Origin of the sequence: Pseudarthrobacter niigatensis (assembly GCF_030812615.1) — a bacterium.
GTDB classification, from domain to species: Bacteria; Actinomycetota; Actinomycetes; order Actinomycetales; family Micrococcaceae; genus Arthrobacter; species Arthrobacter niigatensis.
Genome location: NZ_JAUSTB010000006.1, coordinates 243475 through 257650, shown reverse-complemented (window position 1 = coordinate 257650; position 14176 = coordinate 243475). Strand labels below are relative to the sequence as shown.

The window sequence follows — 14176 nt, the reverse complement described above, 5'->3', positions numbered from 1 at the left end:
CATCCTCGGTGTTGGTTCTTCGGTTGGGACTAAAGCGGGGGCGGCCGGCAACCGTTTATGCTCCGTGCCGCCCCCGGACTGTCAATTGCCCGGCAGCGTGAGCAGGTAGGCGGCAACCAGTGACATGGCAGCCAGGGCGTAGAACGACACCTGGAGCCACAGGGGCCTGGCCTGCTGCCGGAACGAGATACCGCCGCCAATCAGCAGGCCGGCGAGGCCCATCAGGAGTACGGACCACATCTAGGCGCCACTGCCGGCGCTGGCAGGGCCGCCGGAATCGGCGCCGGCCGGCCTGCGCAGGCCCTCCACCCAGTTGCGCAGGAGCCGCGCGCCGGCATCGCCGGATTTTTCGGGGTGGAACTGGGTTGCGCAGAGCGGGCCGTTTTCCACGGCCGCGATGAACGGGCCGCCGTGCTCGGACCAGGTCACCAGTGGCGGTGCCATCCGCGGCTGGATGACGTCGAAGTTCCATTCCTGCACGCCGTAGGAGTGCACGAAGTAGAACCGTTCGTTTTCGACGCCGGCAAAGAGCTTTGAGCCTTCGGGGACCTTGACGGTGTTCCAGCCCATGTGGGGTACGACCTCCGCCGGGAGGGCCTCCACCTTTCCGGGCCATTCACCGATGCCCTGGGCTTCAGTGCCGTGTTCGACGCCGGCTTCGAACAGGACCTGCAGGCCCACGCAAATGCCAAGTACCGGGCGCCCGCCGGCCACGCGCCGGCCGATGAGCCGGATGCCGTCCACGGCCTTGAGTTCGCGCATCACGGTTTCGAATGCGCCGACGCCGGGCACCACCAGGCCGTCCGCGTTCAGGACGTCCTCCGGTTTGGCGCTCAGGATCACTTCCGCGCCGGCGCGTTCCAGGGCACGCACCGCGGACCTGACGTTCCCGGAACCGTAGTCCAGCACCGTGACGGTGGGCTTGCCCTCAGGCGACGGCAGCCTGCGGGACGCCGAGGGGTCGATGATGGCCCCGTCCTTCAGTTCCGGGCCGCTCACAGGGCACCCTTGGTGGAGGGGATGCCCTCAACCCGGGGATCCGGTTCGACGGCGGCGCGGAGCGCGCGCGCAAAGGCTTTGAACTGGGCTTCGACGATGTGGTGGGGGTCCCGGCCGGCCAGCACGTTCATGTGGAGACAAATGCCGGCGTGCAGCGTGATGGCCTCAAAGACATGGCGGGTCAGGGACCCGGTGAAGTGGCCGCCAATGAGGTGGTATTCCTGGCCGGCGGGCTCACCGCCGTGCACCAGGTAGGGGCGGCCGGAAACGTCCACCACCGCGTTGGCGAGGGCCTCGTCCAGCGGCACCGTGGCCTCGCCAAACCGGCGGATGCCCGCTTTGTTGCCGAGGGCCGTCCGCAGGACTTCACCAAAGGTGATGGCGACATCCTCAACGGTGTGGTGGACGTCTATGTGGGTGTCCCCGGTGGCCTTGACCGTCATATCGATCAGGGAGTGCTTGCACAGGGCCGTCAGCATGTGGTCGTAGAACGGCACCGAGGTGTCGATGTCCGAGACTCCGGTACCGTCCAGGTTGATCTCCACGAGTACCGAGGACTCGCTGGTGGCACGCTCCATGCGGGCGGTCCGGGCTGCAGCCGTATTCGATCCGGTTGAACTCATGGTGAAGGATCCTTTGTGCGAGAAGAAGTGGTTCAAGGCGTCCAGGGCCGCCGTATCAAGTCTAGGCGTGAAGCGCGGCGTGGCCGGCAAGGATGCGTTCCAGGGAGGTCAGGAAGGCTGTGGTTTCCGCCTCAGTGCCCGCCGTGACGCGGAGGTGGCCCGGGATGCCCACATCGCGGATGAGCACGCCGGCGTCAAGGAGCTCCTGCCAGACCTGGTGCGGGTTCTCCAGGCCGCCGAAGAAAACGTAGTTGGAGTCCGATGCTGCGGGCTTGAGTCCCATCCTGGTCAGCTCGGCCACGATGCGGTCCCGCTGCTTCTTGATGTCCTCGACGTCGGCCATCAGCGCTTCGCGGTGTTCGAGGGCCGCCAGGGCGGTGGCCTGGGTGATGGCGGAGAGGTGGTACGGCAGGCGCACCAGACGCAGGGCATCGGCGACCTCGGGGGCTGCGGCCATGTAACCGAGCCGTGCCCCCGCCAGGGCGAAGGCCTTGCTCATGGTGCGGGAGACGATCAGACGTTCACGGCCGGGCAGGAGTGTCAGTGCGCTCGGCGTTCCGTCGTGTGCGAACTCGTGGTAAGCCTCGTCGACGATCACGATGGCCTGGCTGTCCGCGCCGGCGTCATAGACGGCTTCCACGACGTCCAGCCCAAGCCCGGTCCCGGTGGGATTGTTGGGCGAGCAGAGGAACACGATGTTGGGCTGGAGTTCCTTGACCTGGCGGGCCGCGGACTCTGCGCTGAGGTCATAGCCTTCCGCGCGTTCCCCAATGATGTACTGCGTGTCCGTTCCGCTGGCCAGCAACGGGTACATGGAGTATGTCGGCGGGAAGCCCAAGGCCGTGCGCCCTGGGCCGCCGAAGGCTTGGAGGATCTGTTGCAGGACCTCATTGGAGCCATTGGCTGCCCACAGGTTGGTTTCATCGAGCCCATGCCCGAGATATTCCGCCAGGGCCTTCCGGAGCGCGGTGAACTCGCGGTCCGGGTAGCGGTTGAGGCCTGCGGCGGCTTCCGTAACGGCGGCGCTGATGGCGGCCCGCACATCGGCAGGAACCCCATGGGTGTTTTCGTTGACGTTCAGCAGGATGGGGACGTCCAGCTGGGGAGCCCCATAGGGAGTCAGTCCGCGAAGGTTGCTGCGGAGGGGAAGCCGGTTCAGACGTTCTAGCTGCTGGTTCACCTGAACAGTTTAGTTGCCGCGGCAACTACCGGAAAATGTGACGGTTCCCGCGGCTTCCCACTCAGTGGGTGGGAACGAACAGCTGCTGGCCTGGAAGAACGGTGCCGGCGTCAAGGTTGTTGAGCTGGACAATGTCCGCCACGACGTCGCGGGCGTCCCGGCCCGGCGCGACGGTACCGGCAATGGCCCACAACGACTGTCCGGGCTGCACCGTCACGGTAACGGTGGGTGTCACCGCGAGGTCCGCAACCGAATCCGAGGCCTTGGCCGGGGAATGGAAGAACCCGGCGAGTGACAGCAGGAGAACAGCGAGGACTACAAGCGGGACCCCAATCAGGACGATCCTCCCCCGGCGGGTGAGCCGCAGCGGTGCAGGCGATGGTGAAACCTGGTGAAGAGTTAAAGCTGACATGAACTAAGCCCTCCTGGACTTGCCGTGCTGCCCGGGTGTCCGCCCGCAACGCCCTTGCCGTTCCACACCGCCGCCGGGCACATCTTCCGGCTGGGTATTCGAAGGAGGCATCTGCTGGTTAGAACACATATTCGAACTTTGCTGGTTAAGTTTTAGCACCTATCAACGAACATTGTCGAGACTCGCTAGAACAAATGTTTGAAAAAGCACTATGGCTGGCCTAGTTTTGGAACCAAGAACAACCACTCCTGAAGTTGACCAGCAGGGTCTGACAATGACGGTGGGAGTCCTTCCACCGGCACGGCGGAAACAGCGCCCGGCGGAAGTTCCGGCGGCAAGCGAAAGGCAATGGCGAATATGGCAGCAGCAGCCGCCGGGGGCAGGACCGCCCCGCAATCCAAGAGGACCACCAAGGGGCTGACGCCCCGGCAGAAGAAGATCCTCGAGACCATCCAGCGCTCCGTTAACGAGAACGGGTATCCGCCGTCCATGCGGGAAATCGGCGACACGGTCGGCCTTGCAAGCCTGTCAAGCGTGACCCATCAGCTCTCGCAGCTGGAAAAGCTGGGCTATCTTCGGCGCGACCCCAAGCGGCCCCGTGCCATGGAAGTGTTGATGCCGCTGACGCTGGACGGCGGGGGAAAGAGTGGGGGCACGTCCCGTGCGCCCCAAGCCGCAGGGGACAGCGCCACCGTAACGGAGCTGCCTACTGCCCTGGATACGGCCATGGTTCCGCTGGTGGGCCGGATTGCCGCCGGCGGACCCATCCTTGCCGAACAGCTCGTCGAAGATGTCATGCCGCTGCCCCGCCAGCTGGTTGGCCAGGGCGAACTTTTCATGCTGAAGGTGGCCGGCGATTCCATGGTGGATGCCGCCATTTGCGACGGTGACTGGGTGGTGGTGCGGCGCCAGGCTGACGCTGCCAACGGGGACATCGTCGCTGCACTGCTGGATGACGAGGCGACGGTCAAGACCTTCCGCCAGCGCGACGGCCACACCTGGCTGCTGCCGCAGAACACCCAGTACGAACCGATCCTGGGCGACCATGCCACCATCATGGGCAAGGTCGTCTCAGTCCTGCGTTCGCTCTAGCCTGCGCACGCCTGCCCGGCATCCGTGCAGGCGCTATCCGGCCGTTCTCAGGACGCGTCGGCGCCCAGCCTGGTGAGGGCTGCCAGCGCTTTGGCGCGGTCAGTGGTGGCCCAGAACGGCGGGAGGGCGCCGCGCAGGAATCCCGCATAGCGCTCGGTGGCCAGCCGCGAGTCCAGGACTGCCACCACTCCTTTGTCCCCGGTTGACCTGATCAGGCGGCCGGCCCCCTGGGCAAGCCGGATGGCAGCGTGGGTTGCCGAAACAGACATGAAACCGTTCCCGCCGGCCTGCGCCACGGCACGCGAACGCGCCGTCATGAGGGGGTCGTCCGGCCGCGGGAACGGGATGCGGTCAATCACTACCAGCCGGCAGGATCCACCGGGAACATCCACGCCCTGCCACAGGGACATGGTTCCGAAGAGGCAGGTGTCCGGTTCGTCCGCGAATTGTTTGACCAGGGCGGTCATGGTCGACTCCCCCTGGCAGAGGACAGTCATGTCGAGCTTCGGGCGGAGGGCATCGGCGGCTTCCTCGGCCGCCCGCCGCGAGGAGAACAGGCAAAGCGCTCCCCCGTTGGAGGCCTTGATGAGCGCTTCGAGTTCGGCCAGGGCTTCCGGTGAAACACCTCGGCCGGGCTTGGGCAGGTGGCCGGCAACGTAAAGGATGCCCTGTTTGGGATAGTCGAAGGGCGAGCCAACATCCACGCCCGTCCAGCTGGGCGCTCCGTCACCGATCAGGCCCAGGCCTCCCGCGGCCGGTTCAAAGGCGGAACCGATCGCCAGGGTGGCAGAGGTCAGCACCACGGTGTGGCCCGCGAAGAGCCCCTCCCGCAGCCGGCCGGCGACGGACAGCGGCGCAATGTTGATCAGGACCGGCGCGCTGTCATCGGGCTGCGAATAGCCTTGGCCGGGATCGAAGGTGCTGGCGCGGGAGAACCACACCACTTCCCGGTTTTCCCGGGCAGCGATCAGCCGCTCGCACAGTTCCAGGATGAGCATCAGCCGGGAACGCGCCAGCTGCCGCCCGCCGTCGGCCGTGGTATTGCTGTCCCCCTTGGAATCGGACAACGCAGCCCTGCACGCTTCACGCAGCTGGTCCACGCAGTCAAGCTGTTCATCGTTCAGTCCGTTGGGGAGAAGTCCGTTGGGCGCGCCCGCGAGGGCCATTTCCAGGTTGGCAGCTGCGGCGTTCAGGGCGTCAACGGTGATGGCGGTGTGTTTCCGTGCGCCGGAAGCGGCCGCGTGGACCATGGCCACGGACAGCTGCCCGGAGACGGCTCCCGTCACCCGGTCCTGCAGCTCGTGCGCTTCGTCCACCACCACGACGTCGTATTCGGGCAGGACTGCCAGTCCTTCGAACGCGCTGACGGCCAGCATGGCGTGGTTGGTCACCACCACGTCAGCCTCGGCGGCATCCTGCCGGGCGAGCTCGCTGAAGCATTCAGCGGCCATCGGGCATTTTTGGGCGCCGAGGCATTCCATCGAGGTGACGGAAACCTGCCGCCATGCACGGTCCGTCACTCCAGGCAGCAGCTCGTCGCGGTCGCCGGTGGCCGTCTTCTCCGCCCATTCGCGGAGCCGCACCACTTCCTTGCCCAGCTGTGACGATGGTCCGCCCACGGAGGCGGCGAAATGCGGAACGCTGGTGTCCTCCCCCAGGGAAAACAGCTGCCCTTCCGACGGTTCCTCGGAAGGGAACCCGCCTTCAAGCTTGTGGCGGCACACATAGTTGGACCTGCCCTTGACCAGTGCAACCTTGACCGGCCGGTCCAGCGCCGGCGTGATGTTCTTCAGGAGCCGGGGCAGGTCCCTGCCGACAATCTGGGTCTGGAGCGCCAGGGTCGCCGTGGAGACCAGCGCAGGCTTGTTGCTTTCCAGGGCGTGGGCGATCAGCGGTATCAGGTAGGCCAGCGATTTGCCGGTGCCGGTACCTGCCTGGACCAACAGGTGGTTGCCGGTTTCGATGGCCCTGGCCACCTGGCGGGCCATTTCGTGTTGTCCGGTGCGGCTTTGTCCGCCCATGCCGGCGACGGCGCGGTCGAGCAGTTCGATAACGAACTGCTCGCCCGCCGTCTGCGCAGCTTCGCCGGCTGCGAGGTCAGTCATTGACGACGAATTGTTCCAGTTCGGACGCGAGGCCCTCCCGGACCATCACCGCAGCCCTGGTACCGGCCTCGAGGTGGTCCAGGCTGAGGATCTCGGCGTCGGACTCATGGAGCTTGCTGATCAGGTCCCCGCGCTCGTACGGGATGAGCAGCTCCATCTTGACCGATGGCCGGGGAATGGACTCGCTGATGGCCTTCAGCAATTCCGGGATGCCTTCCCCGGTCCTGGCCGAGACAACCACGTGCCGTGGCTCGCGCTGCTTCAGCCGCTCCACCACAAAGGGGTCCGCCGCATCGGCCTTGTTCAGGACGATGATTTCAGGCACCTTGCGGGCGTCGACTTCGCTGAAGACCTTCCGGACCGCGGCGATCTGCCCTTCCGGGTCGGGGTGCGACACGTCCACCACATGCAGGATCAGGTCCGAGTCCGCCACCTCCTCGAGGGTGGAGCGGAAGGCTTCCACCAGCTGGGTGGGCAGTGAACGGACGAACCCGACGGTGTCCGCCAGCGTGTACCCCAGGCCGTCAGCGGTTTCGGCCTTGCGGACGGTGGGATCAAGGGTGGCGAAGAGGGCATTCTCCACGAGGACCCCTGCGTCGGTGAGCCGGTTGAGCAGCGAGGACTTGCCGGCGTTGGTGTAGCCGGCGATTGCCACGGAGGGCACTTCATTACGACGCCGGTTGGCCCGTTTGGTCTCCCGTGCCGGCTTCATGGCGGCGATTTCGCGCCGCAGCTTGGCCATCCGGGTACGGATCCGGCGCCGGTCGAGTTCGATCTTGGTCTCACCTGGACCACGGGAGCCCATGCCGGCGGCGGCGCCGCCCACCTGGCCGCCGGCCTGGCGGGACATCGACTCACCCCAGCCGCGCAGGCGGGGAAGCAGGTATTCAAGCTGCGCCAGCTCTACCTGCGCCTTGCCTTCGCGGCTCTTGGCGTGCTGGGCGAAGATGTCCAGGATCAGGGCTGTTCGGTCGATGACCTTGACCTTGACGATGTCTTCAAGGCCACGGCGCTGGGAAGGAGCCAGTTCGGCGTCCACCACTACGGTGTCCGCGCCGGTGGCCATGACGATGTCCTTGAGTTCCTGCGCCTTGCCGGAACCCAGGAACGTCCCGGGGTCCGGCTTGTCGCGGCGCTGCACCAGACCGTCGAGGACTTCCGAGCCCGCAGTCTCGGCCAGGGCGGCCAGCTCCCGCAGTGAGTTTTCGGCGTCGGCGAGCGTTCCCTCTGACCAAAGCCCGGCCAGGACAACGCGTTCCAGGCGCAGCTGCCGGTATTCAACTTCGGTGACGTCCTCAAGCTCGGTGGACAGACCCGCCCTGCGACGCAGGGCGCGGCGTTCCTCGAGGTCCTGCTGGTCGCCGTCGTACGTTGAATGTTCTTCGTCGAGCCGGGAAATGGCTTGGGCCTTGCCGAGGACGGCTTTACCGCTGCCGCCTTCACCGCCGGACGTGCCGGCATTTTTGGCGGGAACGTCCTTGGCGAGGATCCGGTCGATGACAGCCTGGATCTCCTGCGGACTCATGTCCTGGGCGGCTGGATCGGAACCGGTATTGGGCTGGCTGGTCATGGTCTCCTTTGAAGATTCGGCAGTTCCAGAATAGTGCTGATTGGCTCGAAGTTGGAATGTATTCGCGCTGGGCTGACGGCCTGCGGTCATGCGTTTCTCCTGGTTGTTGCGCCGCCGGCTGCGATGCCGGGGGTCGAATGCCGCGTCAGATCGGCGGCAGGGCTGGAAAGGCCGGACCAAGGCGGGAAGTGCAGCAGTGGGCTGACTTTCGAGTTGTGTCCGGCGGCCGGGCCAGACGGAATGGTCTGGCCGGTGCGCAAAAGCGGAAGGTATGGAAACCTGCGTCGCTGCGGGACGGACTGCCGCTGGAGGACAGCCTGCGGGACGGGCGCGGCCCGTACCGGCTACTCGAAGATCAGGAACATGCCCTCCAGCGTAGCAGAGGGCCTTCAGGCCGGTTTCCCATTACGCTGCAGGGGGAACTACTCTGGCCAGTTATGGAGTCCGCACACTATTTCAGCACGTCCCCTGCCGGCCCCTTCACCCGGAAGCCCCTGACAGTGGAATTGGCCGGTGGGACGCGGCAGCTCCAGACCTCCCCGGGGATCTTCAGCCCCGACGGTATCGACAAAGGCACCGCAGTGCTCCTGGCCGGCGTTCCGGCGCCGCATCCCCAAGGCAACCTCCTGGACATCGGGTGCGGCTGGGGACCCGTGGCGCTCACCATGGCGCTGCTGGCCCCCGGTTCCAAGGTCTATGCCGTGGACGTCAACGAACGCTGCATCACCCTGACCAATGAGAACGCAGCCGCCCTGGGACTGGCCAACGTGGTCGCCAGCACACCCGCGGCGGTGGATCCGGACATCCGCTTCGACACCATCTGGTCCAACCCGCCCATCAGGATCGGCAAGGACGAACTGCACGCCCTGCTCAAACTGTGGCTGCCGCGCCTGGCAGATGGCGGGACCGCATGGCTGGTGGTGCAGAAGAACCTGGGCTCCGACTCGCTTCAGCGCTGGCTGGCGGCCGAACTGGACGGCTCCTTCACCGTAACCCGCGAGTCCACGTCAAAGTCCTTCCGGATCCTGAAGGTCACGAAAGCGTCCCACTCGCCACAATGACGGCAGGGCCGCTGAGCTCCACGTGCTCGTGGCCGCCGGGGCCGGCAAAGAACTTCACGCCCACCACTCCGCCGGGAACGTGGACCCGCCAGGCGTCCGGCGCCTCCGCCCCGGCCCAGTGCCGGATGGCGACGGCGGCAGCGCAGGCGCCGGTCCCGCAGGACTGGGTCTCCCCCACGCCGCGCTCGTGCACCCGCATGGTCACAGAGCCCACACCGTCATGGACCAACGGTTCTGCCGGGACCACGAATTCCACGTTGGTCCCGTTTGCAGGAACGGGATCGACCTTGGGAGCGGTGAAGAGCCGGGTGCCCGTGAGCTCCGAGAGTTCGGCGAGGGCCACCACCGTGTGCGGGTTGCCCATGCTCACGGAGAGGGCCGGCCGGGCAACTTCCAGCCCGTCGGCGGTGACCAGGGAATCCATGGCTTTGGCGCTTGCCTCCCCGGGGAAGATGAACTCCCAGGGTCCCATGTCCACCGCATAGCCGTCTCCGGTGCGGACCACGGTCTTGACCCCGCCGCGGGTGCCGATGGTGAGGGATCCGCCGTCGGGCAGGTCGATCAGGCCCTCCGTCCGCAGGAAATGGACGAAGACCCTGACCCCGTTGCCGCACATCTCGGACAGGGAGCCGTCGGCATTGCGGTAATCCATGAACCATTCCGCGTCCGGGGCTTCCGTGAGCAGTTCCCGGCCCTCGGGCAGGAAGCGGGACGGGACCGCCCTGATCAGGCCGTCGGCCCCGATCCCGCGGTGCCGGTCGCACAGCGCCGCGGCCTGGTCCGCGCCGATGGCACGGACGCCCTCGGGGTCGGCCACCAGGACGAAATCGTTGCCGGTTCCGTGCCCCTTGGAAAAGCGGAGCCCGCTCAGCGTGCGCAGGATGGGTCCGGTGGTTTCGGCGGGGGTTGCATTCATGGTCCCAAGCGTAGCGGCGCATGCCGCCGGCGCTGAAACTGCAGCTACCGGCACAACTCCGCTGCCTTGCCAACGAGTCCCGGTTCCTGCCAGTCCAGCCAGGTGATGCGGGGGTCGGCGCGGAACCAGGTCAGCTGGCGGCGGGCGAACTGCCGGGTGGCCACGATGGTTTCCTCGGCGGCGTCTGCAACGGTGAACGTGCCATCGACCACGCGCAGGAACTGTGAATAGCCAAGCGCCCGGGACGCGGTTTTGCCGCGGCGCAGGCCGCTGGCGTCGAGCATCCGGATTTCGTCCAGCAGGCCGGCGTCCACCATCCGGTGCACCCGTTCTGCCAGGCGCTCCCGCAGGACCTCGCGGTCCACGCTGAGGCCCAGCTGGATGGCGGGCTGGTGGTACTCCCGCCGGGGCATGAAGGAGCTGAAGGGCCGCCCGGTGAGTTCGTGCACCTCGAGGGCCCGGATGATGCGCCGGGCATCGGAGACGCGGGCGGCGGAGGCGGGATCGACGGTCCGGAGCCTTGCAAGGAGTGCTTCGGTACCGAGTTCGGAATGCTCCGCCTCAAGGCGGGCCCGCAGTGCGGGGTCGGTCCCCGGGAATTCCAGGACGTCCAGCGCCGCCCGGACGTACAGCCCGGAGCCACCGGCCAGGATGGCGCGCTTGCCGCGCCGATGGATGTCGTCGATGGTCTTGCGTGCCTGGGACTGGAAGTCGGAAACGCTGGCTTCCTCGGTGACGTCCAGGGTGTCCAGGAGGTGGTGCGGCACTCCCCTGCGCTCGGCCATGGTGATTTTGGCGGTGCCGATGTCCATGCCGCGGTAGAACTGCATGGCGTCGGCGTTGATGACCTCGCCGTCCAGGGCAAGGGCAAGGTTGACGGCGAGGTCAGATTTGCCTGAGCCGGTGGGACCGACGACGGCGATGACGGGCGGGGCAGCCACCTGTCAGCGGGTGCGCAGCGGCAGTGCGGGCATGCCGAGGGAGACGCCCTTGCGTTCCCCGGGTGAAGCCGGGGATGGTGCCCCGCAGGAATCGGCCTGGGACCTGTCCCATGCGTCCCCTGCCCGGGACCGGCGCAGGCTGTAGTCCTCAAGCGTGGGATCGGACACCAGGTGGAAGGCCGCCGCTTCGGTAATGGTGACGGTGACGAGGTCCCCGGGCCTGGGGGCGGGTGCGCCCTCAGGGACCGAAAAGTGGACCAGCCGCTGGTCCTGCGACCGGCCGGAGAGCCGGTGGGTCTCCTCCGACTTCCGCCCGGACTGGGCCGTGACCATGACTTCGAGCCGGCGGCCAAGCTGCTTCCGGTTTTCTTCCGCGGCGATGCGGTCCTGCAGGGCGGTGAGGCGTTCGAAGCGTTCCTGGACCACGGCCTTGGGGAGCTGGTCGGGCAGGTCGGCCGCCGGCGTGCCGGGACGCTTTGAATACTGGAAGGTGAAGGCGGTGGCGAAGCGGGACTGCTCCACCACGTCCAGGGTTGCCTGGAAGTCCTCTTCCGTTTCGCCGGGGAAGCCGACGATGATGTCGGTGGAAATGGCGGCGTGGGGGATCCTTTCACGGACCTTGTCCAGGATTCCCAGGAACTTGGTGGACCGGTAGGAACGCTTCATGGCCCGGAGGATGCTGTCCGACCCGGACTGCAGCGGCATGTGCAGCTGCGGCATGACGTTGGGAGTCTCTGCCATGGCGTCAATGACGTCATCGGTGAACGCGGCCGGGTGCGGGCTGGTGAAGCGGACGCGTTCCAGCCCCTCAATCCCGCCGCAGGCACGCAGGAGCTTGGAGAATGCCTGCCGGTCCCCGAATTCCACCCCGTAGGAGTTGACGTTCTGGCCGAGCAGGGTGACTTCGATGGCGCCGTCGTCCACGAGTGCCTGGATTTCCGCGAGGATCTCTCCGGGCCGGCGGTCTTTTTCCTTGCCGCGCAGGGCCGGCACGATGCAGAAAGTGCAGGTGTTGTTGCAGCCTACGGAGATGGACACCCAGCCCGAGTAGACGGAGTCGCGTTTGGTGGGCAGCGTGGAAGGGAAGACATCCAGGGACTCCAGGATCTCCAGCTGCGCTTCATTGTTGTGGCGTGCCCGGTCCAGGAGGGCCGGCAGGGCACCCACGTTGTGGGTACCGAAGACGGCATCCACCCAGGGCGCCTTTTTGAGGATGGTTTCGCGGTCCTTTTGTGCCAGGCAACCGCCCACGGCAATCTGCATGCCGGGGTTGGCCGCTTTCACCGGGGCCAGGATGCCCAGGTTGCCGTAGAGCTTGTTGTCCGCGTTTTCCCTGACTGCGCACGTGTTGAACACCACGACGTCGGCATGCCCGCCCTCCGCGGGCACGTAACCGGCGGCCTCAAGCATGCCGGACATCCGCTCGGAGTCATGAACGTTCATCTGGCAGCCGAAGGTGCGCACCTGGTAGGTGCGGGGCATCGCTCCGGACTGCGGCACCGCCCCTGCTTCGACGGAAGGGGTGGCGTCGGATTGGGGGGAAGGAATGGTCAAACTCACCCGTTAAGGGTACCGGCTCTGGAGGCGGTCGTTGTCGGGGTCCTGCCGGGAATCGAGGACCTCGTTGACGATCCGGAACGCCTGGGAGGGTTGGTAGCCCTTGCGTGCGAGCATTGACGCCAACCGCCGTACGGCTTTGTCCCGCTCGCCGGGGCCGGCCAGGTCCGTCCCAGGGCGGAGCTTCCGTTCCACCAGGGCACGGGCTGCGGCTTCCTCGTCGGCGTCGGTCAGCTGCTCCAGGGCCGAGGCAGCCGTTTCCTGGTCGATGCCCTTCTCAGCGAGCTCCCGCCGGAGCGCACCCTTGGCCAGCTTCCTGGACTGGGCCCGGCTCCTGACCCACATGTCGGCAAATTCGGCGTCGTTGATCAGCCGGACTTCCTGGAACTTGTCCAGCACGGCCTCGGCGACGGGTTCCGGGATGTTCCGCTCCGCCAATTTCCGGGCAAGCTGGAGCCGGCTCTTGGGCGCGGCTGTGAGCTGCCGGTACACGATGGCCTGGGCAACCGAGAACGGATCCGGTTCGGCGTCCGCGGCCTGCGGGTCCTCAGGGGCGGCAAACCCGTCCGGCGCCCCGGTTGAGGGGCTGCCGGAACGGGTCCGCCGTGTTCGTGGGCCGGTCAAGGGCTAGAACCCGTCGACGGCTTTCAGCTTTGGCGCGTCCTTGGACTCATCCTCGGCAGGCTTGACGCCGACACCGAGCTTCTCCTTGATCAGGCGCTCCAGCTCGGCGGCCAGCTCCGGGTTGTCACGGAGGAAACGGCGCGAGTTTTCCATGCCCTGGCCCAGCTGGTCGCCGTCGTAGGTGAACCAGGAACCCGACTTCTTGATGATGCCGTGCTCCACGCCCATGTCGATGATGCCGCCTTCGCGGGAGATGCCCTGGCCATAGATGATGTCGAACTCGGCCACCTTGAAGGGCGGAGCCATCTTGTTCTTGACGATCTTGGCCTTGGTCCGGTTGCCGACCGAGTCGGCGCCTTCCTTGAGGGTCTGGATCCGCCGGACGTCGATGCGGACCGACGCGTAGAACTTCAGGGCCTTACCGCCTGTGGTGGTTTCGGGGGAACCGAAGAAGACGCCGATCTTTTCCCGGAGCTGGTTGATGAAGATGGCGGTGGTCTTGGTCTGGCTCAGGCGTCCGGTGATCTTACGCAGGGCCTGGCTCATGAGGCGGGCCTGGAGGCCGACGTGGCTGTCGCCCATGTCGCCTTCGATTTCTGCCCGCGGCACAAGGGCGGCCACGGAGTCGATGACGATGACATCCAGCGAACCGGAGCCGACCAGCATGTCCATGATTTCCAGGGCCTGCTCGCCGGTATCCGGCTGCGAAACCAGGAGGGCATCGGTGTCCACGCCCAGCTTGGCGGCGTAGTCGGGGTCCAAGGCGTGCTCGGCGTCGATGAAGGCTGCGATCCCGCCCGCGCGCTGGGCACTCGCCACCGCATGCAGGGCCACGGTGGTCTTACCTGAGGATTCAGGACCGTAAATTTCGATGACGCGGCCGCGCGGGAGCCCGCCAATGCCAAGGGCGACATCCAGGGCGATGGAGCCGGTGGGGATGACTTCGATCGGAGCGCGGACTTCGTCGCCCAGGCGCATGACCGAGCCCTTGCCGAACTGCTTGTCAATCTGGGCAAGTGCTGCTTCCAGCGCTTTTGCACGATCCGGGGCTGCCGCCATGGTTGAACCTCTAATGCTTTCTCGATGGTGGCCTTCG

14 protein-coding genes are annotated in these 14176 nt (G+C 66.5%); 2 read left to right on the top strand and 12 right to left on the bottom strand.

Annotation, left to right across the window (positions count from 1 at the left end; translation table 11 throughout):
• Positions 1-81: 81 nt before the first annotated feature.
• From J2T23_RS11615 to J2T23_RS11595, 5 genes are all read right to left on the bottom strand, one after another.
• On the bottom strand, positions 82-240 hold the full coding sequence (locus J2T23_RS11615; protein WP_168223112.1) for a CG2302 family histidine operon protein: 159 nt from the start codon (positions 238-240) through the stop codon (positions 82-84).
• Positions 241-999: an imidazole glycerol phosphate synthase subunit HisH gene (gene hisH / locus J2T23_RS11610; protein WP_141181186.1), complete on the bottom strand. Its 759-nt coding sequence runs from the start codon at positions 997-999 to the stop codon at positions 241-243. It abuts the gene before it with no gap.
• Positions 996-1622: an imidazoleglycerol-phosphate dehydratase HisB gene (gene hisB / locus J2T23_RS11605; protein WP_141160952.1), complete on the bottom strand. Its 627-nt coding sequence runs from the start codon at positions 1620-1622 to the stop codon at positions 996-998. Before hisB ends, hisH begins: the two co-directional genes overlap by 4 nt.
• Before the next feature lie 61 nt (positions 1623-1683).
• On the bottom strand, positions 1684-2802 hold the full coding sequence (locus tag J2T23_RS11600) for a histidinol-phosphate transaminase (RefSeq protein ID WP_307360074.1): 1119 nt from the start codon (positions 2800-2802) through the stop codon (positions 1684-1686).
• A 61-nt stretch (positions 2803-2863) separates the two neighbouring features.
• Positions 2864-3214 (bottom strand): LysM peptidoglycan-binding domain-containing protein, encoded by a 351-nt coding sequence (locus J2T23_RS11595; protein ID WP_141160954.1) that lies wholly within the window; start codon positions 3212-3214, stop codon positions 2864-2866.
• A 357-nt stretch (positions 3215-3571) separates the two neighbouring features.
• Between J2T23_RS11595 and lexA the strand changes: the two genes are divergently transcribed.
• Positions 3572-4306 (top strand): transcriptional repressor LexA, encoded by a 735-nt coding sequence (lexA, locus tag J2T23_RS11590; RefSeq protein ID WP_307360072.1) that lies wholly within the window; start codon positions 3572-3574, stop codon positions 4304-4306.
• Positions 4307-4353: 47 nt separating this feature from the next.
• On the opposite strand, the gene J2T23_RS11585 is transcribed toward lexA, so the two are convergent.
• Both J2T23_RS11585 and hflX read right to left on the bottom strand, forming a co-directional pair.
• Positions 4354-6411: an ATP-dependent DNA helicase gene (locus tag J2T23_RS11585; RefSeq protein WP_307360069.1), complete on the bottom strand. Its 2058-nt coding sequence runs from the start codon at positions 6409-6411 to the stop codon at positions 4354-4356.
• The gene (hflX, locus tag J2T23_RS11580) at positions 6404-7981 is read right to left on the bottom strand and encodes a GTPase HflX (protein WP_141181183.1); all 1578 of its coding nucleotides are present in this window, start codon (positions 7979-7981) and stop codon (positions 6404-6406) included. Before hflX ends, J2T23_RS11585 begins: the two co-directional genes overlap by 8 nt.
• A 437-nt stretch (positions 7982-8418) precedes the next feature.
• On the opposite strand from hflX, the gene J2T23_RS11575 reads away from it, so the two are divergent.
• The gene (locus J2T23_RS11575) at positions 8419-9042 is read left to right on the top strand and encodes a class I SAM-dependent methyltransferase (RefSeq protein WP_307360067.1); all 624 of its coding nucleotides are present in this window, start codon (positions 8419-8421) and stop codon (positions 9040-9042) included.
• On the opposite strand, the gene dapF is transcribed toward J2T23_RS11575, so the two are convergent.
• The 5 genes from dapF to recA form a co-directional block, all read right to left on the bottom strand.
• Positions 9014-9958 (bottom strand): diaminopimelate epimerase, encoded by a 945-nt coding sequence (gene dapF / locus J2T23_RS11570; RefSeq protein WP_307360065.1) that lies wholly within the window; start codon positions 9956-9958, stop codon positions 9014-9016. The two genes, J2T23_RS11575 and dapF, sit on opposite strands and share 29 nt — an antisense overlap.
• A gap of 44 nt (positions 9959-10002) precedes the next feature.
• Positions 10003-10899 (bottom strand): tRNA (adenosine(37)-N6)-dimethylallyltransferase MiaA, encoded by an 897-nt coding sequence (miaA, locus tag J2T23_RS11565; protein ID WP_307360063.1) that lies wholly within the window; start codon positions 10897-10899, stop codon positions 10003-10005.
• A gap of 3 nt (positions 10900-10902) precedes the next feature.
• Positions 10903-12459: a tRNA (N6-isopentenyl adenosine(37)-C2)-methylthiotransferase MiaB gene (gene miaB, locus J2T23_RS11560; protein WP_307360060.1), complete on the bottom strand. Its 1557-nt coding sequence runs from the start codon at positions 12457-12459 to the stop codon at positions 10903-10905.
• Between the two features lie 3 nt (positions 12460-12462).
• Positions 12463-12951 carry a regulatory protein RecX gene (locus J2T23_RS11555; protein WP_141161627.1) on the bottom strand — a complete coding sequence of 163 codons (489 nt, stop codon included), beginning with the start codon at positions 12949-12951 and terminating at the stop codon, positions 12463-12465.
• A 132-nt stretch (positions 12952-13083) separates the two neighbouring features.
• A complete protein-coding gene (recA, locus tag J2T23_RS11550; protein WP_141161628.1) occupies positions 13084-14139 on the bottom strand; it encodes a recombinase RecA in 1056 nt (351 codons plus the stop codon).
• Positions 14140-14176 lie beyond the last annotated feature (37 nt).

Bases quoted from the DNA above. Each gene is read 5' to 3' on its own strand.
- J2T23_RS11615 (WP_168223112.1), bottom strand. From the start codon at position 240: ATGTGGTCCGTACTCCTGATGGGCCTCGCCGGCCTGCTGATTGGCGGC.
- hisB (WP_141160952.1), bottom strand. From the start codon at position 1,622: ATGAGTTCAACCGGATCGAATACGGCTGCAGCCCGGACCGCCCGCATG.
- J2T23_RS11595 (WP_141160954.1), bottom strand. From the start codon at position 3,214: ATGTCAGCTTTAACTCTTCACCAGGTTTCACCATCGCCTGCACCGCTG.
- lexA (WP_307360072.1), top strand. From the start codon at position 3,572: ATGGCAGCAGCAGCCGCCGGGGGCAGGACCGCCCCGCAATCCAAGAGG.
- J2T23_RS11585 (WP_307360069.1), bottom strand. From the start codon at position 6,411: ATGACTGACCTCGCAGCCGGCGAAGCTGCGCAGACGGCGGGCGAGCAG.
- hflX (WP_141181183.1), bottom strand. From the start codon at position 7,981: ATGACCAGCCAGCCCAATACCGGTTCCGATCCAGCCGCCCAGGACATG.
- J2T23_RS11575 (WP_307360067.1), top strand. From the start codon at position 8,419: ATGGAGTCCGCACACTATTTCAGCACGTCCCCTGCCGGCCCCTTCACC.
- dapF (WP_307360065.1), bottom strand. From the start codon at position 9,958: ATGAATGCAACCCCCGCCGAAACCACCGGACCCATCCTGCGCACGCTG.
- recA (WP_141161628.1), bottom strand. From the start codon at position 14,139: ATGGCGGCAGCCCCGGATCGTGCAAAAGCGCTGGAAGCAGCACTTGCC.